Below are 22,049 nucleotides of genomic sequence, written 5' to 3'. Positions count from 1 at the left end.
CTGCTGATGCGTTAGTGAGGGCAAAAAAAACGCAGCGGTTGCTGCGTTTTCTATCTTAAAAAAGCTTACTTCTTAAGTTTGGCAAAGGCCTCAGCGAATGCATTGCCCATAGCGGCGTTATTCGCTTCTTTAGGTTTGCGCGGTGCGCCTTTACCTTTGTTTGTAGCGCCTTGAGGCTTTCTCGTTTGTTTGCGCTCCGCTTTCGCCGCACCAGCAGCCGGTAGCTCATCGTTTAAGCGCATGGTGAAGCTGATGCGCTTACGCGACACATCCACTTCCATTACTTTTACTTTAACAATATCACCGGCTTTGACCACTTCGCGTGGATCGCTAATAAACTTGTCGGTTAACGCAGAAATATGAACTAAACCATCTTGATGGACGCCAACATCAACAAAGGCGCCAAAGTTGGCGACATTGGAAACGACTCCCTCAAGCACCATGCCCGGCTTTAAATCGGCTATGGTATCAACACCGGCTTTAAAGGCCGCAGTCTTAAACTCAGGGCGTGGGTCGCGGCCCGGTTTGTGTAGTTCTGCAATAATATCGGTGACCGTAGGCAGGCCAAACTTATCATCGATATATTCTTGTGGATTGACGTCCTTCAATGCTTCTGCATTGGCTATCAGGGCATCAATGGGCTTACCCGTTTTTGCGCAAATGGCCTTTACGACAGGGTAGGCTTCTGGGTGCACAGCTGAAGCGTCCAGAGCATCTTTACCACCGACAATACGCAAGAATCCGGCACTTTGTTCGAAGGCTTTAGGACCTAGGCGCTCTACTTTTTTCAGCTCAGAGCGACTTGCAAAGGCACCATGCTGATCACGGTATTGAACGATGTTCTGCGCCAAGGTTTTATTCAGTCCGGAAACTCTAGTTAATAGAGGCGCAGATGCGGTATTTACGTCAACACCCACGGCATTTACACAGTCTTCTACAACTGAAGTCAGGGTTTGCCCAAGCTGACTTTGTGATACATCGTGCTGGTATTGGCCAACACCGATAGATTTTGGTTCAATTTTTACCAGCTCTGCTAGCGGGTCTTGCAAGCGGCGGGCAATAGAAACCGCGCCACGTAATGAGACATCTAAATCCGGAAACTCTTGGGCTGCAAACTCAGACGCAGAATACACCGAGGCGCCCGCTTCACTGACCATCACTTTATTCAGTTTGAGCTCTGGTTGTGCCTTGATCAGTTCGGCGATGAGTTTATCGCTCTCGCGGCTGGCAGTGCCATTACCAATAGCAATTAACTCGACTTTATGTTGACGACACAGTTGCTCAATCGTGCGTAGCGATTTATCCCATTGATTTTGTGGGGCATGTGGGAAGATGGTGGCGGTCGCTAATACTTTGCCGGTACTATCGACAACGGCCATTTTACATCCGGTACGCAAGCCAGGATCAAGGCCTAAAGTGACTTTCGCACCTGCTGGCGCAGCCATTAATAAGTCTTTTAGGTTCTTGGCAAACACATCTATGGCACCGGTTTCTGCATGCTCACGCATCGCCGCTAAAAACTCATTCTCTAGATGCAGTGATAGCTTCACTTTCCATGTCCACTGCGCCACTTGGGCGAGCCAGGTACTGGCTGCTTTGCCTTCCAGCGGCAAATTGAAGTGCTCGGCTATCATCGACACACATAAAGCATGGCCATCAGCGCTCTCGGCGTCTGGGTTAATGCTCAGTGCCAGCACGCCCTCGTTGCGCGCACGAAGCATGGCTAAAGCGCGATGAGAGGGAACACTCGCCACGCCTTCACTGTGTTCAAAGTAATCTTGGTATTTAGTTCCTGACTGCTCTTGGCCAGCAATAACCTTACTTTCAATATGACCATGTTGCTTAATATGTGCACGCAACTTGGCAAGCAGCTTGGCATCTTCGGCAAAGCGCTCCATCAGAATAGCGCGGGCACCATCTAATGCTGCCTTATTATCTGCGACTCCTTTATCGGCATCGACATATTCTGAAGCTTGGCTTTGTGGGTCAAGATCAGGGTTCTCGAATAAGGCATCGGCCAAGGGCGCCAGACCCGCTTCGATAGCAATTTGCCCTTTTGTGCGGCGCTTGGGCTTGTAGGGAAGGTAGAGGTCTTCAAGCTCTGTTTTAGTCGTTGCTGCGGCGATGTCAGCTTGCAGTTCGCCAGTGAGCTTATCTTGCTCTGCAATGGTTTTAGTAATGAATTGACGGCGCTCTTCGAGCTCACGCAGGTAACCTAATCGCTGCTCTAGGGTGCGTAATTGAGTATCGTCTAATCCACCAGTAACTTCTTTTCGGTAACGCGCGATAAACGGTACTGTTGCCCCTTCATCAAGCAACTTGGTTGCTGCGATCACCTGTTGCTCTTGCGCTTGCAACTCTTGCGCAAGCAAAGTTGTGAGATTGCCCATTGAAAACCTTTACACTTGTCGCCCTAATACGGGCACATTAATCATAATTGCATTGGATAATATCACAGCCAACAGTGAACAGAAGGGCAAATTTCGCCGTCCCTGGCGAGGTGTTTCACTTTGCAAAACTTTGTTAATGCGGATGCTCGACGCTGGCTACAACCTCTTGAAAAGATTGTGCGACAGGAGTGATATCTAATGCGATACCTAACTTTCTGGCAATAGCACGGGCGCAGAAAACTCCAGTTACTTGCTCTTTGTCAGTCACTAATAAATAAAAACTGCCACGGTGTTCCATAGTGCTGAGTACATTACCCAAGGTGGTATTACGTGCGGCAAGCATACTGATACAGGGCAGGGTATGCAGCGAACGCATCATGTCATGAACCAGCAGCTCACTGGGGTTGATGCCCATTTGTGCGGCTTGGGTCGTGACTCGCGCGCTCTGTAATTCGACGCTAGAAGTAACGCCTAGCACGTTATTCTGTTCATCGACCACTAACAGTGCGTTGGTGGGAGTAGCGCTGGCAAGTTTTCGTGCAGCGTTCAAAGGGGTGTTAGCCAAAATGCGAACAGGCGCTTGGGCTGTAAAATCTTGCAGTAATGTCATGGCATTACTGTTGGTGTTTAACGCCTCTGGTACAACTTGGGGAGCAGTAAATTGGCTCGCACTTGTTACATAATGAGTACGTAAGGTTTTAAAATCAGTCATGATCTTCTCCAAATAATTGTTAATAAAAAACAGCTTATTTAAAGAAAATGGGAGGCGCTCGTTGTTGTGGGCGTAAGTTACATAGTGCACCTTTACCTAGCTCGGCGTGAGCCGCTCTAAGTGCTAAGGATTGGTATGTATTTGCTGAAAGTGAAGCAGCGGTAAAGTCAAAATCTTTCTCGCTGTCTTTATCTTGAGCTGGGCTTGAGGTAGCTTCTAACTCGAGGGCGACACTCGGCTGATCAGTAACGCTACAAAATTGCGTGTGAGCATTGGCAACTCCCCAGCTGTTAAGCACAAGTAGGCTGAGTACCAATAATATTATGTGTTTTACACTGTATTTGTGCATCACTATACTCGCCTAAAAATACCGCTACATTTAACTATGTAATGCAGACTGTGAATTAAAACTGAACAAAAAGCAATGAAAACGAAATTAATTACACGCCGTGGATACCAGCAGTTGCAACGAGAGTTAGACCGCTTATGGCGCACCGAGCGCCCAGAAGTAACGAAGAAAGTCGCTTGGGCGGCGAGCTTAGGTGATCGCTCGGAAAATGCCGATTATCAGTATAATAAAAAGCGTCTGAGGGAAATAGACAGGCGCGTGCGCTATTTGCGTAAGCGCTTAGAAGACCTTCAAGTTGTTGATTACAGCCCTCAGCAAGAAGGAAAAGTATTTTTTGGCGCCTATGTCGAAGTGGAAGATGAACAAGGCGAAGTGTTACGCTTTCAAATTGTCGGTCCAGATGAAATTTACGATAGCAAAACTGTCATCTCAATTGATGCACCAATGGCGCGAGCGTTGTTAAAAAAGCAGGTTGATGATGAGGCCTGGGTATCTACCCCTACAGGGCGCAAACTTTGGTACATCAATGACATTCACTATCGCAGTGACGATAGTTAGGCCGACAACAAATGTAACAATCTAATTGGTGTTGTACATTTCCCCTGCCCGCTATTTCGAATATAGTTAATGGAGGAAAAACAACGAAAAGAAAAATAATGGGACAGGAAACAACAAAAATCCTCGTTGTCGATGATGACATGCGCTTACGCAGCCTTTTGGAGCGCTATCTAGTTGAGCAAGGGTTTATCGTACGCAGCGCCGCCAATGCCGAACAAATGGATAAGCTTTTAGAACGAGAAAACTTTCATTTGATGGTTTTAGATTTAATGTTGCCCGGCGAAGATGGCCTTTCAATTTGTCGTCGTTTGCGACAAAAAGAAAATGAAATTCCTATCGTGATGTTGACCGCTAAGGGTGACGAGGTTGATCGTATTATTGGCCTCGAATTAGGTGCTGACGATTACATTCCTAAACCGTTTAACCCACGCGAACTATTGGCTCGAGTGAAGGCTATTTTGCGTCGTCGCGCTAAAGAAGTGCCGGGTGCGCCTTCATCAGAAGAAAACTTAGTTAAGTTTGGTGACTTTGCGCTAAATCTGGCAACGCGAGAAATGACTCAAGGGGATGAGGTTATTTCACTGACCAGTGGTGAGTTCGCGGTGCTGAAAGCCCTCGTTTCACACCCACGTGAACCACTGAGCCGCGATAAGCTTATGAACTTGGCCAGGGGCCGTGATTATAGCGCTTTGGAGCGCAGTATCGATGTGCAAGTATCACGTCTAAGACGGATGATTGAAGCCGATGCCGCGAACCCTCGTTATATCCAAACAGTATGGGGACTGGGCTATGTATTTGTGCCCGACGGCAACAAGTAAATGAGCTTATTTCCCAAAAGCGCATTTGGGCAAACGGTATTTTTAGTTGGTGCTTTGCTACTTATAAACCAAGTGGTGTCCTATGTTGCGGTGAGCTTCTATGTGGTCAAGCCGACCATCGAGCAAGTGAATATCATGCTCGCAAAGCAGGTGAAAACTGTATTCATTGGTGTCGATGATGGCGTCGAAGTCAGTGATGAAGTGTCGAAACGCTTCTTAGAAGAAACAGGAATCGAGTTACTCACCCAGCGCGAGGCTTACATTAACGGGCTAGGGCAAGCTCGTGAATATTCAATGCTCTCCAACATTATGTCGGAACAGCTTAATGGCTCGGCCCGTGTGCGTATTAGTCAAACTAATCCATTGGTGTATTGGATAGAACCGCCGCAGGCTCCAGGATACTGGGTGCGGGTGCCATTATCTGGCTTCACCGAAGCCAATATTGAGTTTTTAACCTTTTACCTAACCAGTATAGGCTTTCTCAGTGTGCTGGGAGGGTGGTTATTTGCGCGGCACCTAAACCGCCCACTCAAAGCACTCCAAGAAGCGGCGATGAAGGTGAGTAAAGGCGACTTTAGCACCGTTGTTGATGAGCAAGGTTCGACTGAAATGGTTGAGGTAACGCGAGCCTTCAATCAGATGTCGCGTAGCATTGCTGCGCTAGAGCAAGATCGGCGCTTGTTAATGGCTGGGGTATCACATGACTTGCGAACGCCGTTGACCCGTATTCGCCTAGCCACTGAAATGATGTCTGATGATGAGGACTATCTGCGCGAAGGTATTATTCACGATATAGAAGATATGAACGCAATCATTGATCAGTTCATTGAATATCTACGCCACCATGACAAAGGGGATAACCAACCTGAAGATCTCAACGCTTTGGTTGAAGAGGTGGTCCATGCTGAGCAACAGCATGGCCGAGATATCACACTCACTTTGAACCCCAGCCTTCCCAATGTGCCGATAAGTTGTGTGGCAATCAAGCGTGTACTCACCAATATGATAGAGAATGCCTTGCGCTATTCTGATGACAGCATAGAGGTGAATACTCACTTTTGTGCGCGCAAGAAATACGTCTGTGTCAGTGTGTTAGACAAAGGGCCTGGCATCCCTGAATCTGAGCTGGAGAAGGTGTTCGCGCCTTTTACCCAAGGTGATCAGGCACGAGGCAGTGAAGGCAGCGGTTTAGGGCTGGCGATTATTAAGCGTATCGTTACTATGCACAATGGCAAGGTTGAGCTCAAGAACCGTGAACAGGGCGGCTTGTGTGCAACTATATACTTACCAATAAAAACGCCAGCGTAATGCTGGCGTGGGATTGAATTCTCAGCGCAATGGCTAAGTATAAACAGCAGCCCTTAGCTTTGCGGGCCGGCTTGTTTAATCGCATCAGAAACATCGTATTTAGCGAAGTTCTGATTAAAGTCGTCTGCGAGTTTCTTCGCGTATTCGTTGTATTTGTCTTTATCAGCCCAGGTGTTGATAGGGTTCAGTACCTCAGTATCGACACCAGGTACAGCCACCGGCACGTCTAGGTTTAATACATCGATATGTTGGGTCTCTACATCGGCTAAGTTGCCTGACACAATCGCATCAACTACAGCACGCGTGGTTGGGATATCAAAACGCTTACCAATACCGTAAGGACCGCCTGTCCAACCAGTGTTAACCAAGTATACTTTAGCGCCGAACTCACGCACGCGCTTCATTAATAGTTCCGCATAAACACCCGCTGGGCGAGGGAAGAATGGCGCGCCGAAACAGGTTGAGAAAGTAGATTCAATATCAGACGTTGAGCCAATTTCTGTTGAGCCCACTTTAGCGGTGTAGCCGCTTAAAAAGTGGTATGCTGCAGCTTCTTCACTTAATACTGATACTGGTGGTAACACACCGCTCACATCACAGGTTAGAAACACTACGGCTTTTGGTTCGCCGGCGCGATTTTCTTCTTTGCGCTTGGCAATGTGCTCTAGTGGGTAAGCTGCACGGGTATTTTGCGTCAAGCTAGCATCGCTGTAATCAGGCGTACGGGTGTCGTCTAGTACCACGTTCTCTAAAATAGTACCAAAGCGAATAGCATCCCAAATAACCGGTTCGTTCTTTTGCGATAAGTCGATACATTTGGCGTAACAACCGCCTTCAATATTGAAGACGCTACCAGGAGCCCAACCGTGCTCATCATCGCCAATCAAGAAACGACTAGGGTCTGCAGACAGGGTGGTTTTACCCGTGCCTGAAAGGCCAAAGAACAAGGCGGTATCGCCATTCTCACCCACGTTTGCAGAGCAGTGCATAGGTAAAACACCTTTCCCTGGCAGTAAGAAGTTCTGTACTGAGAACATCGACTTCTTCATTTCACCAGCATAGTGCATACCAGCAAGTAACACTTTTCGCTCGGCAAAGTTAATGATCACAGTGCCATCACTATTAGTGCCATCGCGCTCTGGGTCGCATACGAATGAAGGTACATTCAAAATCTGCCATTGCGGTAAATTCGCAGCATTGAACTGCTTTGGCTCAATGAACATATTTTTCGCGAACACGTGGTGCCATGCAGTTTCTGTAGTGACAACAATAGGTAAATAATGCTCTGGATCGGCGCCTACTTCTAAGTGAGAGACAAAGTGATCGTTTTCAGCAACGTGGTTTTCCACACGTTCCCACAACGCATTAAATTTATCGGCATCGAATGGGCGGTTAACATTGCCCCACTGAATATCATTTTCAGTGCTTGCTTCTTTTACGATAAAGCGATCTTGAGGAGAGCGACCAGTGCGACGGCCTGTTTTAGCAACAAATGCACCGTTAGCGGCTAGAGTACCTTCGCCGCGACGAACTGCCTGCTCGATCAGTTCTGCGGTTGTAAGATCAACAAAACGAGTAGCGCTTGAAGTCATTTTTTTACCTAAAATTGTGAGAGGTTGAACGGGTTAATCTAAAGCTGTGTGAGAGTGCTTTATGGATTTTATAGTAACAGAAGGTTTGCTTGTATACGAGCGGTGAAAGCCCTAAAAATGGCGGTTTTATATGAAAAAACATGAATAATTTCAGTGATACCGGTGTCATAAAAAAGCAAAATTTAATGATACCGGTGTCATTATTTTGAACAAAAAAGCTCGAGTTTTTCGTACTCGAGCTTTTTAAATGAATGAATGCTTAATTAATTGAAGATTGCTTTAATTTGCTCTTCGTTAAAGCGGTATTCACTGAGGCAATAATGGCAGTTAATTACAATTTCGCCATTCGCCTGTACGTCGGCAAGTAATTCATCTTTGCCGACATTAACGAGTGCATCAATGGTTTTCTCGCGACTACAGGTACATTTAAACTGCACTGGCTGTGGCTCGAACAGTTTAGGGTTGTCTTCATGGTACAAGCGAGTCAATACGGTGTGTGCATCTAAATTTAATAACTCGTCTTCGGTTACCGTATCGCTGAGCGTCTCTAAATGACCAAAATCAGCAGTCGCCTTGTCTTGGTTGACGGGAAGCACTTGCAGGAAAAGGCCCGCTGCACGTTCTTGACCAGGGCTTATATCCGTGGCGAACCACATCCGTGTTTTTAGTTGCTCAGATTGAGCAAAATATTGTTCTACGCACTTAGCTAAGCTGTCATGCTCTAGCGGCACAATCCCTTGATAGCGTTCGCCTTTGACTGGGGTGATAGTAATAATCATATGACCCTTACCCATCAGCGCCAGTAACCCATCTCCTTTTACTTCACCTTGCATGCGAGCGACACCGCGTAGGTTTTGCTCATGATCGCCGTTGATGGCTGCAAACTTTACTGGTCCATCACCTTGGATTTGCACATTAATATGGCCTTGAAACTTGAGTGTCGCAGTCAACAACGAAGTGGTTACGAATAGCTCGCCCAAGAGCTTTTTTACGGCGTCAGGGTAGTCGCGGTCTTTGATCACTTGCGCGAAAGCATCGCTTACTTGAACGAGCTCACCACGAACATCGTGTTGCTCAAAAATATAACGGTGTAATAAATCGTTTTGCATGAGTTTCTCTATTTGGCTTTCATCTTAATCAGTTCACGGCGCTGCTTTTTGTCCGGTTTCTGATTAGGGTGTGGCGCAAAGAAGGCATTGTTTTTACGCGCAATGGCATTTTCTTCGCGTTTTAACTTACTTTGCTCGGTTTCTTCGTAGCAGGTCAGAGCAATGGGGGCACCCACACGCTTTTCAAGTAGTTTAAGCACTTTAATATGTTTTTCATCGAAGCCTTGAGCAAGGCGGATACTCGCTCCCACTTCGACCTGACGACTAGGCTTGCAACGTTGACCGTTATAGTGGACCTTGCCCCCTTGCACCATTTCTCGTGCTATGGCGCGAGTTTTGTAGAGGCGCACGGCCCATAACCATTTGTCTAAGCGCACAGATTCGCTGTGTTCGTTCGCTGCTGACTTGCTCACTTTACCTCGGTAGTATTTTCTCTAAGTTAAGGGCGAAATTTAGCACAACACAACGACCAAAAAAAGCACAGAACGCTGTCATATTGCTGTCTTGCGCGGAGGTTATACTAGGCTACATGTTTTTACATTAATGCTACATGGTGTGCTTGTTGTCACTCAGTGATAGATGTACTATGTGACGTTAACGACTACAATAATAATAGTATAGAGTTTTGGATTCAGCCCAACTACAACAATGGCTTAAGCAGCTCCCACAGAAAAAAATCGTGGCCACTATCGTGCTGGTTGCGGTGTTGTATTGTGGTTATCTAGCCGCTGGGTTGCTTTGGCTGGTATGGCCACAACCGCAAGCAAGCACGGTGATGCCACCTGTGAGCCAAGCAAACAAAGGTGCAGAGCGAGCAAATATTGCCGCCATCCGTTCAGTTAATTTGTTCGGTGATGCCGCCGCTGTCGAGCAAGCTGAACCTAAACAGGAAGTTATCAGCGACGCCCCTGAAACACGTCTAAGCATAAACCTAACCGGCGTGGTAGCAGCTACCAACGACAAAACCGCCGGGCTCGCCATTATTGAATCCCAAGGGCGCCAAGAGACCTACGGTATTGATGATGTTATCAAAGGAACACGCGCTAAACTGGCAAAAGTACTTCCTGACCGAGCTATTTTGGATGTCGGTGGGCGCTTTGAAACACTGATGCTTGACGGCTTGAGCTTCACTAAAACCGTATCTATGCCTGTGCCAGCAAGTCGGCCACAAGCTGATAACGCTCCCAAAGCGAGTGCCGGTAAGGCGAAAACCATCAATGCCACAGCCAGTGCCGAGGCCAAGCAAGCTCTACAGCAAACACGCAAACAAATTCTTGCCGACCCAGGAAAGTTATCGGAGTATCTACGTATCACTCCGGCACGTAACCAAGGTCGTCTACAAGGGTATAAATTAAGCCCTGGAAAAGATCCGGCCCTATTTAAACAAATGGGCCTTGAAAATAATGACATCGCCATTGCTATAAATGGTTATCAGCTAACCGATATGAAACAAGCCATGGCAGCATTGCAAGAGCTGCGCAATAGCACCGACGCATCTATTACCGTGAACCGCAACGGGCAACTGTTCGATGTGCAATTTAGCCTGCAATAATCACACGTTTGGAGTAAGAACAATGGGCGCGAAATTTCGCACAAAAATAATAAAAGGGCTTGCCAAGTATGGCGCGCTACTTTTCGCCGCTGGGGTAAGTTTAAATCTATACGCAGTCGAATATGCGGCAAACTTTAAGGGCACAGATATCAACGAGTTTATCAATATCGTTGGTAAAAACCTTAACAAGACGGTGATCATTGACCCCAATGTACGTGGCAAAATTAATGTGCGTAGCTACGAGCTCATGGATGAACAGCTGTACTATCAATTCTTCCTCAACGTTCTCGAAGTACATGGCTATGCTGCTGTCGAAATGCCAAGTGGTATTATTAAAGTAGAGAAAAGCTCAGACGCGAAAAAGTCTAATGTGCCAGTCATCGGTGAAGATGACGGCATGGGCGGTGATATGCTGGTAACTCGGGTTGTGCGAGTGAAAAATGTAACCGTCCAAGAGTTGGGTCCACTGATCCGTCAGTTTAGTGACCAAAAAGATGGCGGCCATGTTACCAACTTTAACCCTTCTAACGTCATGATGCTGACCGGTCATGCCGAGTCGGTAAACCGCCTAGTGGAAATTATTCGCTTGGTTGACCAAGCCGGTGATAAACGTGTTGATATTGTGCGTCTGAAACATGCCACGGCCTCTGATGTGGTGTCTGTTGTCGATAATATTTTTAAAGACAATGGCAAAGGCAGCGTCCCCGACTTTTTGATCCCTCGGGTCGTTGCAGATGAGCGTACCAACAGTGTGATTGTCAGTGGTGAAGGGCAGGCTCGCACGCGCGCCATTGAATTAGTCAAGCGCTTAGATAACGAGCTAGAGACAACCGGGAATACCAAAGTATTTTACCTTAATTACGCTAAATCAGATGAGCTGGTTAAGGTATTACAGGGGGTTAGTAAGTCTTTAAAAGAAGAGCAGCAAGGCAATGGTAATGCTGCGCGTACCACACGTCGCGGCAGTGATGACATCAGCATTGAAGCGCACGAAGCGTCAAACTCATTGGTGATTACCGCCCAACCCGACATGATGCGCTCACTTGAAAAAGTGATTGAACGACTAGATATTCGCCGTGCGCAAGTCTTGGTAGAAGCCATTATTGTTGAGGTTTCTGAAGGCGATGGCGTTAACTTTGGTTTGCAGTGGATCTCCGAACAAGGAGGCATGTTGCAGTTTAACAACGGCACCACGGTGCCCGTTGGCTCACTGGCAGTGGCAGCAGAGCAAGCTCGTGATAAAACCATTACTGACAATGTTGTTGGCTCAGAAAGTGGTGTGGTAACTCCGATTAGCCGTACCGAAGAAGGCGACCTTGGTCCTCTCGCTAGTTTACTAGGTGGAATCAATGGCTTAGCCATGGGTATCGTTAAGAATGACTGGGGCGCGATAGTCCAAGCCGTTTCTAACGACACGAATTCGAATATCTTGGCGACTCCTTCGATTACTACGATGGATAATGAAGAAGCGTCGATGATTGTTGGTCAAGAAGTACCCATTATTACCGGCTCGTCGACCGGCAGTAACAATGAAAATCCATTCCAGACTGTTGATCGTCAGGAAGTGGGTGTGAAGCTTAAAGTAACACCGCAAATAAACGATGGCTCGGCAGTGCAGCTAACCATTGAACAAGAAGTATCGAATGTCGCGGGTTCAACGGCGGTGGATATTTCCATTAACAAACGTGCCATTACCACCACAGTGCTAGCCGACGATGGTGGTATGGTTGTGCTCGGCGGCCTTATCGACGAAGACGTCCAAGAAAGTGTCTCTAAAGTACCGTTACTTGGTGATATTCCTGTGCTCGGCCACTTATTTAAATCCACCAGTACGTCAAAGCGTAAACGCAATCTTATCGTCTTTATTCGCCCCACAATTTTACGCGATATTGAGAGCATGAACCGTCTGAGCCACAGTAAATATAAATTTATCCGTGGTGAGCAGCTCAAACAAAGCGATGACGGTATCGACTTGATGCCAACCGAGCAAGTGCCATTACTCCCTGAGTGGAATGACGCGCTTGTATTGCCACCTACCTATGAAGAGTATCTGAAAGAGCAAAATAAGGCTGAGCGAGACAATGACTGAGCAAATCGCCGCCCAAAGCAGCGCCGAGGTGCCCGTCACTGACGAAGCGCTGATGGAGGTATCTGAAACCGTTGCCACAGCGCCACTGCGACTGCCATTTGCCTTTGCGCGCCGCTTTCAAGTGCTATTGGTAGAGCATGATGAGACGTTACTGCTTTACCATAGCCATGATTTAGAGCCTCAGGTTATGTTGGAGGTGCGCCGCTTCGCAGGCCGAGGGTTTAGCGTAGAGCGGTTGCCGGAAGACAAATTCGAACTCGTCCTTGAGGCGGCCTATCAACGCGATAGTTCGGAAACCCAGCAGCTAATGGAAGATATCGGCAATGAGGCCGATTTATTCTCTCTCGCTGAGGAGCTGCCGCAAACCGAAGACTTGCTCGCTGCTGACGATGATGCGCCGATTATCAAGCTGATTAACGCCATGTTGGGCGAGGCTATCAAAGAGGGCGCATCGGATATCCATATCGAAACCTTCGAGCAAGAGCTTGTGATTCGTTTTCGCGTCGATGGCGTGCTCAAAGAAGTGCTCAAGCCTAATCGCAAGCTAGCTTCGCTGCTCGTGTCGCGTATTAAAGTTATGGCTAAACTGGATATTGCTGAAAAGCGTGTTCCTCAAGATGGTCGTATCAGCCTACGCATTGCTGGGCGCGCGGTTGACGTGCGGGTGTCAACAATGCCATCAAGTTTTGGTGAGCGGGTGGTGCTGCGTCTACTTGATAAAAACAATGCCCGCCTTGATTTACAAGACCTGGGAATGACGCGACGCAACCAAGAACTGTTTGCGGAGCTCATTCGTAAACCCCATGGCATTATTCTCGTAACCGGCCCAACAGGTTCGGGTAAAAGTACCACCCTGTATGCCGGAATGACGGCTATTAATAGCCGAGATCGCAATATCCTCACCGTTGAAGACCCTGTTGAGTACGAGATCCCCGGTATCGGCCAAACTCAGGTCAATCCGAAAGTGGATATGACGTTTGCGCGTGGTCTGCGAGCTATTTTGCGTCAAGATCCAGATGTGGTGATGGTAGGTGAAATTCGTGATTTAGAAACCGCGCAAATTGGTGTTCAGGCGTCACTGACCGGCCACTTGGTACTGTCAACTTTGCACACCAACACCGCAGCCGGGGCGATCACCCGTATGGAAGATATGGGGGTAGAACCTTTCTTATTGTCCTCGTCGCTGTTAGGAGTCTTGTCTCAACGTTTAGTGCGCACCTTGTGTAATAATTGCAAGCAGGCCCATGAAGCTGATGAAAGTGAATGCCAGCTATTGGGTGTGCCCGCTGAAAACCCACCCACTATCTATCGCGCCCAAGGCTGTGAAGAATGTAACTATAACGGTTATAAAGGGCGTACCGGTATTCATGAGTTATTAGTGGTGGACGACCATATTCGTGAGCTGATTCATAACGGCCATGGTGAGCAAATGGTTGAGAAATATGTGCGTCAGCACAGCCCAAGTATTCGCCAAGATGGCTGCTCTAGAGTTCTTGCTGGGAAAACGACTTTGGAAGAAGTGTTACGGGTTACCCGTGAGGAGCAATAGTGGCAGCATTTGAATATCGCGCGTTAGATGGGCGAGGCAAAGAAAAAAAAGGGCTTTTAGAGGCCGATACGGCAAAGCAAATACGTCAGCAATTGCGTGACAAAGGACTGATGCCTGTTGCCGTGGAATTAGCTGCTTCTCAAGAAAAGGCCAATGCTGCCAATAAAGGCTTATTAGGCAACGTATTTAAAGCGAAAATATCGACATCAGATCTTGCCCTTATTACCCGTCAGCTTGCCACCCTTATTCAATCCGCTTTGCCAGTTGAAGCTGCGGTCATGGCCGTGGCCGAGCAATGCGAGAAGCCGCGCTTGAAGAAAATGTTGATGGCGGTACGCTCGAAAGTGGTTGAGGGTTACACCCTAGCCGATGGCCTCGCGGAGTTTCCTCACGTGTTTGATAATCTGTATCGGGCGATGGTCTCAGCAGGTGAAAAATCAGGGCATCTAGACCAGGTTTTAAACCGCTTAGCTGATTACACCGAGCAACGTCAACACATGCGCTCACAGATTACCCAGGCCATGGTATACCCTATCATTTTGGTGATTTTTGCCGTGGCCATTGTTTCTATTCTTCTTGGAACTGTGGTGCCTAAAATATTGAAAACATTTGAAAAGTCAAAGCAAGCATTACCTTGGACCACCGAGTGGGTGATGGCTGCCAGCCACTTCGTGCAAAACTATTGGTTTGTGTGCATCGCAGTATTTGTGTTGCTCACAGTCGGTATTAAGCAAGCGCTGAAAAAGCCCAATATTCGCTTTTGGTATGACAGCAAGCTGCTGACCTTACCCGGTATCGGCAAAGTGAGTCGGGGCTTAAATACTGCGCGTTTTGCTCGTACCCTAAGCATTCTTTCTTCCAGTGCTGTGCCGCTGCTTGAGGGTATGAAAATTTCAGGTCATGTGCTTGCCAACGAGAAGATTAAAGCGGCCGTTGCCGAGGCGGCTACTCGAGTCAGTGAAGGGGCTAGCCTTAGAGCGGCGCTTGAGCAAACTAAGCTTTTCCCGCCGATGATGCTACATATGATAGCCAGTGGTGAGAAGTCAGGCGAGTTAGAGCAAATGTTAGAGCGCGCCGCCGACAACCAAGATCGTGAGTTTGAGACCATGGTCAATGTGTCACTTAAACTTTTGGAACCCGCGATGATAGCAACCATGGCTATTATCGTGTTATTTATCGTAATGGCCATATTGCAACCGATTATGGCGATGAACAAGGCCATTGGCTTATAAGCTAAGGCGCAGATGGATTTAAGCAATTAGAGGTAATGACAGTGAGAAAGCAATCTGGTTTTTCATTATTAGAAGTGATGGTAGTTCTGGTCATTATTGGCATGATCATGTCAATTGTGGCACCCAACATTATGGGGCAACAGGAAGAGGCCGCATTAGACAAAGCAAAGCTAGATATTCAACAGCTTGAAGATGCATTGAGCCTGTATAAATTAAAAAATAAGACCTACCCAACCACGGAGCAAGGTCTTGAAGCTTTGGTGACTAAAACAAGTATTGAACCGGTGCCAAAACGTTTCCCTGATGGTGGTTTCATAGAGAACTTACCAGAAGATCCATGGGGTAATCCGTACCAGCTTATTTACCCAGGAGAAGTCGGTAAGATTGACGTATTTTCAATGGGTCCGGACGGTGAAGCGGGTACTGAGGACGATATCGGTAACTGGGACGAAGAAGAGCGTTAATTTGTATGGCAGTTGCTCGTCATCGTGGCTTTAGTTTAATCGAGATTTTAGTGGTTTTAGCGATCATCGCTTTTACCGCTAACCTCGTGGTATACAGCATCGATGACTCACATGAGGATGAGCTCGAGCAACACGCTCTCGCGCTGCAAACCAGTATTAATTATGCCTCTGAGTACGCCATTTTAAATCAGCGTCAATTAGGGTTGTATGTTGCCGATAATGGCTATGAGTTTTTAACCTATGCTGAGCAGGAATGGCGGCCATTGGAAGATGCCGAAGGGATACTGAAAGGCAAGCAATTCGAACCGCCTTTTGAGTTGACCTTGAATCAAGAAGATTTGCCATGGGCGCAAGATAGCCTGCTCGATGCCGTCGACTGGCAGCAGCTTTTAGGGGTCGATGAAGAGGACTTCCTTGAGCTGGAAAAAATGAAAATCCCGCAAGTGATGATCCTTTCCTCTGGAGAGGTCAGCCCGTTTGAGCTGGCGTTGGCCGTGGATAGCCGTGAAGAAGAGCTTATGCCCTACACTATTACCGGTGAGTTTATGGCTCCTGTTGCACTTGATAGAGAGCAGTGGCCATGAATCGAGGCAGAGGTTGGCGGTATCAGGGCTTTACGTTGTTGGAAGTTATGGTGGCCTTAAGTATATGCGCCATGGCTGGCATCGCGGCGATGCAAATCAGCGGCGAGCATATTAATCACTTAAGTACCATCGAAGAGCAAACCTATGCGTCTTGGGTGGCAGAAAACCAGTTAGTTGAAATTCGTGCTCAAGGTGACAAGTGGGCTGCTAAAAATAACCATAAAGGCAAAGTCGAGTTGGCTGGACAAACCTGGTATTGGCAGCAAAAAGTCACGCGCACGGCGGATAGTAGCTTTGTAAAAGTGGATATCGAGGTGTACACCGATGAGCAATACGAGCAGTTTGCTTACACCCTGTCCACCTATATCGATAAAGAGGCCAAAAGCAATGGCCGGCGCTAATGGCTGTCACAATGCGGGCGAAGGCGGTTTTACCTTAGTCGAGGTGTTGGTCGCGTTGGCTGTGATGGTGTTTATTATCGGCGCAACCCATCAGATTTTGGATGTAACCACACGCACCAAGGAAGCGTCAGAGCAAACCTTGGATGAGCTCTCACGGCTACAAAACGTATTTCGTATGCTAGAGCAAGACTTTAGCCAGATCACTAAACGCAAAGTGCGCAACGAGGCGGGTGATACGCAAGAGCAATTCCTGATGCACGAACGTTATTTATTCGATAGCGAGTTTGATGGTATCGGCTTTGTACGCAGCGGCTGGACGAACCCCGGCTACCTATTGCCGCGTAGTGAATTGCAAGCTGTGGCATACCGGGTACAAGAGGAGCGGCTAGAGCGGCTATATCGACTCTATGTCGATCAGTTAGATAGTACAGAGCCACGTGTGCAAGTGCTGTTGGAGGGAGTGCAAGAGCTCACTTTTGAATTTTATGACAGTAAAGGAGAGCAGCCATGGCAACCACAGTGGCAACAAGAGGGATTACCCAAAGCGGTATCTATTGAGCTGACGCTAAAAGACCGGGAGCCAATTAAACGTTTGTTTTTACTTGCAGGGCAAGGCAAGGAGGCAAAAAGTGGCGAAAAGTAAACAGTCAGCTCGTGGTGCAGCGCTGGTTATCGTGTTGTTTATTGTCGCCTTGGCGACGACTATAGCGGCGCAAATGAGCATCAATTTAATGGTGCAAGTGCAAAAGTCTACGAATTTAGACGATTTCCGCCAGGCGAAATGGTATGCCTATGCAGCGGAAGCGCTGGCACAAAAAGTGTTGCGGGAAAGTATTGAAAAAGAGCCCGATAAAATGCATTTACAACAACCTTGGGCACTCGCCGCTGACACTCCTTATCCGGTGGAAAACGGCACCATTAGTGGTGCGATAAGGGACTTACAAACGTGCTTAAACTTAAATGCCTTGCGCGCTGAGCCCAGTGCTGCTGAAGGCGGCTTTGTAAAATCAAATCCCGCGCACAAGGCGCTGCTAGCCTTGCTCAAAGAAGTTGAGGAGTTGCCTGCGCAAGAGTCGGAAGAGGCCATGGCTGACAGTGTCTTTGATTGGCTTGATGAAGACAGTATTACCATGCGTTCAGGCGCTGAAGAAGATGAGTATTTGTCACGTGATGTGCCTTACTTAACCGCCAATAACTTCTTCGCCGATATTTCAGAGCTGCGTTTAGTGAAGGGCTTTAACCCCTTAGTCATGCAGAAAATAGCCCCCTATGTGTGCGTTATTCCTGATGACGAGCTGTTTTCTATTAACGTCAATACCATTACTGAAGATCAGGCGCTGTTATTGGCAGCAATGGTCAATGGTCTCAGTGAGTCAGGTGCGCAGGCGGTGATTGCCGCTCGTCCCGACGAAGGATTCGATGAGCTCAATGAGTTCACCACAGAAGTAAAAAAACAAGGCGGACAGGATGTGAAGGCAGATGATGAGCGTTTTGTGTTGAAAAGTGAGTACTTTCAATTACAAACCACCGCTACCTTCGTTGATTTCGAGTTTACTATGACGTCATTACTACAAGCAGATAAAAACAACGTAACTATTTTGGCGCGAAAATTTGGAGGCGTGCAGTGAGAGAGTCCTTACTGATCCACGTGGGCGAGCGCCCCGATCAGCCCATACATTGGCTGGTCTATAACCGCAGTGAAAATGAAATTATTGGCAGTGGTCAACTACATGATGCCAATGAATTAGAGCAGTTAGCAACGAAAGCACATAACCGTGAGTGCACCTTAGTGTTACCCAGCGCTCAGGTGCAATGTCACCGCGTGCAATTGCCGACTAAGTGGAGCCGCAAGCTAGAGCAAGCGCTTCCTTATATGATTGAGGAGCAGGTTGCCGTTGATGTCGACAGCTTGTTTATCGCTCACGGCCTGGCGCACAGTGATGGCGAGCAGCACTTCATTCAGGTTGCTTTGGTGAACCGTCAATGGTTGCAAAATTGGCTATCAGTATTGAGCGATGCGCAATTGCTTGTCGAGCATATTCACAGTGATGCTCTGTTATTACCGGAGCCTCAGCCACAGCGAGCTACCGCGATGGCTGTCAATGAGCATAGCTTTTTGGTGCGCTATGGAGCGTGGCATGGTGCACAGCTAGAGCCACAGTGGGCTGAAGCCTTTTTAAGTGCCGTTGGCGTACAAACCTTAGACTTGTATAGCCCGTTGCCTGGTTATCACAGTGAGCAGATAGCCACCGAAGTACATGAAGAGAAGTTTGAGTTACCTTTGGCTATGTTCGCCACCGCCTCGTCGCCAATCGATCTTCGCCAAGGCGAATTTGCTTATAAAAAGCAAAGCTATGGCTGGTTAAAAACTTGGCGCCCGGCGATGGTGGCGGCAGCGGTGACTTTGGTCTTTATGCTTGGGGTTAAAGGCGCGCAGCTTTATCACTATAGCAGCCAAGCTGAAGCAACCAAGGCTCAGGTGATCAGCACTTATGAACGTGCTTTCCCAGGCACTAAAGTGCGTCCTCATTTATTACGGAGCCAGATTAACGGTGCTTTGAAAGAAAGTGGCCAAGGGCCGAGCGCCCAATTTTTATTATTACTACAAGATTTTGCCGATGTGGTGCAACAAAGCAAACAGTTTGTGCCGCAAACATTACGTTTTGACCAACGTCGCAATGAACTGCGCGTAGGGGCTCGAGGACAAGATTTCCAAAGTTTTGGGCAGGTAAAAGCCAAACTCGAGCAGCGCGGTTTAGATGTTGAGCAAGGCTCACTCAATAACGATGGTGAAAGTGTCATCGGCGAGTTAAGAATAAGGGGAGCACAATGAGCGCACTCACTAATTATTGGCAGTCCTTAAAGCCGCAAGAGCAGCGCTTACTCTTAATTGCTGGTGCGGTATTTGTGGTGTTCTTCTTTGTCATGGTGGTGTATCGGCCGTTGAATAATGCCATTGAAGACGCCAAGCAAGACCAGCTAAAACAACAAGAGTTGCTGCAATTTGTGCAGCAAAGTGTGGTCAAGCTCAAAGCAAAAGGCGCCGTTGCCAACACCGGTGGCAAAAATGTGACGCAAATCGTCAACCGCACCCGGGGCCGATATCAAATTGCGATCAGCCGTATGCAGCCAAGCGGTGATGGCTTACGGGTAAACATTGATAGTGTACCGTTCAACCAGTTGTTAGCTTGGCTTGACGAGTTGGTGAACAATCACGGCGTTAGCATCGCCAATATTGAACTGTCGCAAGACCAAAAGCCTGGGCATGTGCGCGTTAGCCGCATTGTATTGGAGTAACTATGTCTGTGAAGAAAGCATTCGCTCTGGGAAGCTTATTTTTACTATCTTTTATCATCTTTGCTGTGGCTTTATTTCCCGCCTCTATCGCGCTTAATTTGGCGGCTAAGCAATTGCCGCCAGGATTACAGCTAGGCCCAGCAAGCGGTACCATCTGGCAAGGACAAATAAATGGTGTGCGCTATCAAGGTCAATACCTGAGCAAAGCGCAGTGGCAAGTGAATGCCTGGGCTTTACTAACAGGTAAAGCGCAAGTGGATGTCACCTTAGGGAATAAACGTAACCCTGAAGAGCTCTCTGCGGGTGGGGTGATTAATTATGGGCTGTTTGAGAAGGACTTAACGGTTACTGACGCTAATGCCCGTATTCGTATAGAGCAGGCATTGGCACAAGTACAACTGCCTATTCCCACCCAAGCGCGGGGGCGAATTTTTGTCGATATTGCCCACTATCAATTGGGTCAGCCGCACTGCCAAGTTCTCGCTGGCGAAATTAGCTCACCAGATATCACCGTGAAAGGGCGTAATGGCTGGTTCAGTATTGGTGAATTAGAAGGGCAGTTAGCCTGTAAAAACGGCGGCATTAGCGTGAAAGTTGATAAAGAGAATCGCCTTGGGCTGCAAGTTGATGCGGGCCTTAACGAGCGTAGTCAACTTACAGCAAGTGGTTTTGTAAAGCCGGATGCGAGTCTACCTAAGGATGTGCATGATGCTGTACAGTTCCTTGGCAACCAAACCAGTGATGGGCGTTATAGGATCAACTTCTAATGAGCGACAGTGTGCAGCAACAACTGCAAAAATACTTGGATGAACATGACCACGCAATGGACTTTGTACAGCTGCAAGGCTACTTGTTCGCCCTTGTGTGCGCCCCTCAGCCTATCGAGCCAGAGCAATGGTTGGTCGATGTGTTGGGCGAGCAAGCCGCGAAGAGCGATGAGAGCGTATTATTTGCGTTAATGAATGCGCAGCAACAGGTGAGCGATCAAGTTTATAGTGAGGGGTTCAACCTGCGTAAGGTTGTGCAATTGCGTCAGCCTTGGCAGCATAACTTTGCCAATGATGCACCTATACTTCTGTGGAGCCAAGGGTTTGCGATTGGTGTTAGCTATTATATTGAGCCGTTGCTAACGGCGCAGGCGGTGGATGATGACAGTCGCGAGATGTTGCTACAAGCGGTGACCGTACTGAGTTTGTTCAGTGAACAACAAGCATTTTGCGCACAAGCGGCACAAAGTGGGCAGAGCGAGCAACAGTTTGCCGAAGTCTTGTTTGATATGATGGCCGACTTTAGCCTCGGCTTTGCTGAGCTGATTGAGCTTGTCGCAGTGCAAAGTGGCTTATTTGATGATGAGCAAGAATGGGACGGCTAGGATAGCTGTAATAGCACGTCGGTACAGCCCTTTTCGCACCGTGCGCTCGCATAGCCCGGCTCAACTAGAGCCAGGATGACTTTTCCATGGCAGTGCTCGCAGCGCACCTCTTGACCTTTAGACAGTCGCTGTAGCAATTTTTTTTGCTGCACAAACGACTGGCTTTGCTTTTTGGTCAGTGACGAGAAATCCATAACTTAGTGGGTGCTGGCGATGACCGAGCAGCTTTGGCGCAAAGCATCACCAAACAGATATTCATTAAGCTCGCGATTTAAACAGTATTTACGCTCCCATGCGTACATGCCATTGACGGTATTCAAAGCAGAGGCTAGGTGTTGATCCTGTTTGTCTGTCAAGCGTACCTGTTGGCGAATTTGCTCTAGGGCTCGTTTGGCTTTGACTTCTTTATTCACTTTACTGGCCGCGCTCAAATCGGACATGGTCTGATTAAACAGCTTGTCGCGGGGGCCTTTTACTATCGGGTGGTCTATGGTGAAAAAAGCCAACACCAAAAAAATAATAACCAATAACTTCTTCATAACTAAACCTTGATCTAGGTAACTGCGAGCGCAGCCCTAGTTTAGTAAACTCTGTGTTTTAAAAGCAAGCAAAAGCCATGATATATGCCTGCGAAGGCATCATTTTTGTCGCTAAATTGATATACTTGCACTCT

The 22,049-nt window shown here is 47.7% G+C and carries 23 protein-coding genes; 16 read left to right on the top strand and 7 right to left on the bottom strand.

The genetic code is table 11. The features are described from left to right. Positions 1-65: 65 nt before the first annotated feature. The 3 genes from MHM95_RS14480 to MHM95_RS14470 form a co-directional block, all read right to left on the bottom strand. Complete coding sequence (locus tag MHM95_RS14480) at positions 66-2,390, bottom strand: Tex family protein (protein ID WP_239385627.1); 2,325 nt, start codon at positions 2,388-2,390, stop codon at positions 66-68. 133 nt (positions 2,391-2,523) lie between these two features. After that, positions 2,524-3,102, bottom strand: coding sequence for a hypothetical protein (locus MHM95_RS14475; RefSeq protein ID WP_045979094.1), 579 nt, complete (start codon positions 3,100-3,102; stop codon positions 2,524-2,526). A 34-nt stretch (positions 3,103-3,136) separates the two neighbouring features. Then, positions 3,137-3,451: a hypothetical protein gene (locus MHM95_RS14470; protein ID WP_053909919.1), complete on the bottom strand. Its 315-nt coding sequence runs from the start codon at positions 3,449-3,451 to the stop codon at positions 3,137-3,139. 75 nt (positions 3,452-3,526) lie between these two features. Between MHM95_RS14470 and greB the strand changes: the two genes are divergently transcribed. The 3 genes from greB (at position 3,527) to envZ (ending at position 6,135) form a co-directional block, all read left to right on the top strand. After that, on the top strand, positions 3,527-4,009 hold the full coding sequence (gene greB, locus MHM95_RS14465) for a transcription elongation factor GreB (RefSeq protein ID WP_239385626.1): 483 nt from the start codon (positions 3,527-3,529) through the stop codon (positions 4,007-4,009). Between the two features lie 98 nt (positions 4,010-4,107). After that, entirely contained in the window at positions 4,108-4,827 is a 720-nt protein-coding gene (gene ompR / locus MHM95_RS14460) for a two-component system response regulator OmpR (protein ID WP_022943728.1), read from the top strand. After that, the gene (envZ, locus tag MHM95_RS14455; RefSeq protein WP_022943729.1) at positions 4,828-6,135 is read left to right on the top strand and encodes a two-component system sensor histidine kinase EnvZ; all 1,308 of its coding nucleotides are present in this window, start codon (positions 4,828-4,830) and stop codon (positions 6,133-6,135) included. It abuts the gene before it with no gap. A gap of 53 nt (positions 6,136-6,188) precedes the next feature. Here the strand turns inward: envZ and MHM95_RS14450 are convergent, their stop codons facing one another. The 3 genes from MHM95_RS14450 to hslR all read right to left on the bottom strand — a co-directional run bounded on the left by MHM95_RS14450 (position 6,189) and on the right by hslR (position 9,249). Beyond that, positions 6,189-7,727, bottom strand: coding sequence for a phosphoenolpyruvate carboxykinase (locus MHM95_RS14450; RefSeq protein ID WP_022943730.1), 1,539 nt, complete (start codon positions 7,725-7,727; stop codon positions 6,189-6,191). A gap of 263 nt (positions 7,728-7,990) precedes the next feature. Continuing rightward, positions 7,991-8,836 (bottom strand): Hsp33 family molecular chaperone HslO, encoded by an 846-nt coding sequence (gene hslO / locus MHM95_RS14445; protein ID WP_239385625.1) that lies wholly within the window; start codon positions 8,834-8,836, stop codon positions 7,991-7,993. A gap of 8 nt (positions 8,837-8,844) precedes the next feature. Then, entirely contained in the window at positions 8,845-9,249 is a 405-nt protein-coding gene (gene hslR, locus MHM95_RS14440) for a ribosome-associated heat shock protein Hsp15 (RefSeq protein ID WP_022943732.1), read from the bottom strand. A gap of 212 nt (positions 9,250-9,461) precedes the next feature. Here hslR and gspC point away from each other — a divergent pair, with 212 nt between their 5' ends. The 13 genes from gspC to MHM95_RS14375 are packed head-to-tail and all read left to right on the top strand — an operon-like array spanning position 9,462 to position 21,376. Beyond that, positions 9,462-10,388 carry a type II secretion system protein GspC gene (gspC, locus tag MHM95_RS14435; protein WP_022943733.1) on the top strand — a complete coding sequence of 309 codons (927 nt, stop codon included), beginning with the start codon at positions 9,462-9,464 and terminating at the stop codon, positions 10,386-10,388. A gap of 22 nt (positions 10,389-10,410) precedes the next feature. Continuing rightward, the gene (gene gspD, locus MHM95_RS14430) at positions 10,411-12,477 is read left to right on the top strand and encodes a type II secretion system secretin GspD (protein WP_022943734.1); all 2,067 of its coding nucleotides are present in this window, start codon (positions 10,411-10,413) and stop codon (positions 12,475-12,477) included. Between the two features lie 52 nt (positions 12,478-12,529). Continuing rightward, a complete protein-coding gene (gene gspE / locus MHM95_RS14425) occupies positions 12,530-14,026 on the top strand; it encodes a type II secretion system ATPase GspE (RefSeq protein WP_231658024.1) in 1,497 nt (498 codons plus the stop codon). Continuing rightward, positions 14,026-15,258 (top strand): type II secretion system inner membrane protein GspF, encoded by a 1,233-nt coding sequence (gene gspF, locus MHM95_RS14420; RefSeq protein WP_022943736.1) that lies wholly within the window; start codon positions 14,026-14,028, stop codon positions 15,256-15,258. The genes gspE and gspF overlap by 1 nt, the downstream gene beginning before the upstream one ends. 41 nt (positions 15,259-15,299) lie before the next feature. Then, the gene (gene gspG / locus MHM95_RS14415; protein ID WP_026110940.1) at positions 15,300-15,722 is read left to right on the top strand and encodes a type II secretion system major pseudopilin GspG; all 423 of its coding nucleotides are present in this window, start codon (positions 15,300-15,302) and stop codon (positions 15,720-15,722) included. 5 nt (positions 15,723-15,727) lie between these two features. After that, a complete protein-coding gene (gspH, locus tag MHM95_RS14410) occupies positions 15,728-16,306 on the top strand; it encodes a type II secretion system minor pseudopilin GspH (RefSeq protein WP_239385624.1) in 579 nt (192 codons plus the stop codon). Next, positions 16,303-16,707 carry a type II secretion system minor pseudopilin GspI gene (gene gspI, locus MHM95_RS14405; protein WP_022943739.1) on the top strand — a complete coding sequence of 135 codons (405 nt, stop codon included), beginning with the start codon at positions 16,303-16,305 and terminating at the stop codon, positions 16,705-16,707. Before gspH ends, gspI begins: the two co-directional genes overlap by 4 nt. Beyond that, positions 16,694-17,350, top strand: coding sequence for a type II secretion system minor pseudopilin GspJ (gspJ, locus tag MHM95_RS14400; RefSeq protein ID WP_138587347.1), 657 nt, complete (start codon positions 16,694-16,696; stop codon positions 17,348-17,350). The genes gspI and gspJ overlap by 14 nt, the downstream gene beginning before the upstream one ends. After that, a complete protein-coding gene (gene gspK / locus MHM95_RS14395) occupies positions 17,337-18,335 on the top strand; it encodes a type II secretion system minor pseudopilin GspK (protein ID WP_022943741.1) in 999 nt (332 codons plus the stop codon). Before gspJ ends, gspK begins: the two co-directional genes overlap by 14 nt. Continuing rightward, a complete protein-coding gene (gspL, locus tag MHM95_RS14390) occupies positions 18,332-19,540 on the top strand; it encodes a type II secretion system protein GspL (protein WP_239385623.1) in 1,209 nt (402 codons plus the stop codon). Before gspK ends, gspL begins: the two co-directional genes overlap by 4 nt. Next, positions 19,537-20,004 carry a type II secretion system protein M gene (locus tag MHM95_RS14385; RefSeq protein WP_045979103.1) on the top strand — a complete coding sequence of 156 codons (468 nt, stop codon included), beginning with the start codon at positions 19,537-19,539 and terminating at the stop codon, positions 20,002-20,004. Before gspL ends, MHM95_RS14385 begins: the two co-directional genes overlap by 4 nt. 2 nt (positions 20,005-20,006) lie before the next feature. Then, positions 20,007-20,771, top strand: a complete 765-nt coding sequence (locus MHM95_RS14380; RefSeq protein WP_235419467.1) for a type II secretion system protein N — start codon at positions 20,007-20,009, stop codon at positions 20,769-20,771. Further along, positions 20,771-21,376 carry a UPF0149 family protein gene (locus MHM95_RS14375; protein WP_239385622.1) on the top strand — a complete coding sequence of 202 codons (606 nt, stop codon included), beginning with the start codon at positions 20,771-20,773 and terminating at the stop codon, positions 21,374-21,376. Before MHM95_RS14380 ends, MHM95_RS14375 begins: the two co-directional genes overlap by 1 nt. 197 nt (positions 21,377-21,573) lie before the next feature. On the opposite strand, the gene MHM95_RS14370 is transcribed toward MHM95_RS14375, so the two are convergent. Next, positions 21,574-21,915 carry a hypothetical protein gene (locus MHM95_RS14370; protein WP_022943747.1) on the bottom strand — a complete coding sequence of 114 codons (342 nt, stop codon included), beginning with the start codon at positions 21,913-21,915 and terminating at the stop codon, positions 21,574-21,576. Positions 21,916-22,049 lie beyond the last annotated feature (134 nt).

It is taken from the genome of Pseudoalteromonas sp. CnMc7-15 (genome assembly GCF_022347925.1).
Classification (GTDB): Bacteria; Pseudomonadota; Gammaproteobacteria; order Enterobacterales; family Alteromonadaceae; genus Pseudoalteromonas; species Pseudoalteromonas ruthenica.
Note: the sequence above shows the minus strand (reverse complement) of the source record. Positions and strands in the feature narration are given on the sequence as shown.

Bases quoted from the DNA above. Each gene is read 5' to 3' on its own strand.
- MHM95_RS14480 (WP_239385627.1), bottom strand. From the start codon at position 2,390: ATGGGCAATCTCACAACTTTGCTTGCGCAAGAGTTGCAAGCGCAAGAG.
- hslO (WP_239385625.1), bottom strand. From the start codon at position 8,836: ATGCAAAACGATTTATTACACCGTTATATTTTTGAGCAACACGATGTT.
- MHM95_RS14380 (WP_235419467.1), top strand. From the start codon at position 20,007: ATGTCTGTGAAGAAAGCATTCGCTCTGGGAAGCTTATTTTTACTATCT.
- MHM95_RS14450 (WP_022943730.1), bottom strand. From the start codon at position 7,727: ATGACTTCAAGCGCTACTCGTTTTGTTGATCTTACAACCGCAGAACTG.
- MHM95_RS14385 (WP_045979103.1), top strand. From the start codon at position 19,537: ATGAGCGCACTCACTAATTATTGGCAGTCCTTAAAGCCGCAAGAGCAG.
- MHM95_RS14470 (WP_053909919.1), bottom strand. From the start codon at position 3,451: ATGCACAAATACAGTGTAAAACACATAATATTATTGGTACTCAGCCTA.
- MHM95_RS14475 (WP_045979094.1), bottom strand. From the start codon at position 3,102: ATGACTGATTTTAAAACCTTACGTACTCATTATGTAACAAGTGCGAGC.
- ompR (WP_022943728.1), top strand. From the start codon at position 4,108: ATGGGACAGGAAACAACAAAAATCCTCGTTGTCGATGATGACATGCGC.
- gspI (WP_022943739.1), top strand. From the start codon at position 16,303: ATGAATCGAGGCAGAGGTTGGCGGTATCAGGGCTTTACGTTGTTGGAA.
- gspJ (WP_138587347.1), top strand. From the start codon at position 16,694: ATGGCCGGCGCTAATGGCTGTCACAATGCGGGCGAAGGCGGTTTTACC.
- gspH (WP_239385624.1), top strand. From the start codon at position 15,728: ATGGCAGTTGCTCGTCATCGTGGCTTTAGTTTAATCGAGATTTTAGTG.
- MHM95_RS14370 (WP_022943747.1), bottom strand. From the start codon at position 21,915: ATGAAGAAGTTATTGGTTATTATTTTTTTGGTGTTGGCTTTTTTCACC.
- gspD (WP_022943734.1), top strand. From the start codon at position 10,411: ATGGGCGCGAAATTTCGCACAAAAATAATAAAAGGGCTTGCCAAGTAT.
- gspE (WP_231658024.1), top strand. From the start codon at position 12,530: ATGGAGGTATCTGAAACCGTTGCCACAGCGCCACTGCGACTGCCATTT.
- greB (WP_239385626.1), top strand. From the start codon at position 3,527: ATGAAAACGAAATTAATTACACGCCGTGGATACCAGCAGTTGCAACGA.
- MHM95_RS14375 (WP_239385622.1), top strand. From the start codon at position 20,771: ATGAGCGACAGTGTGCAGCAACAACTGCAAAAATACTTGGATGAACAT.
- envZ (WP_022943729.1), top strand. From the start codon at position 4,828: ATGAGCTTATTTCCCAAAAGCGCATTTGGGCAAACGGTATTTTTAGTT.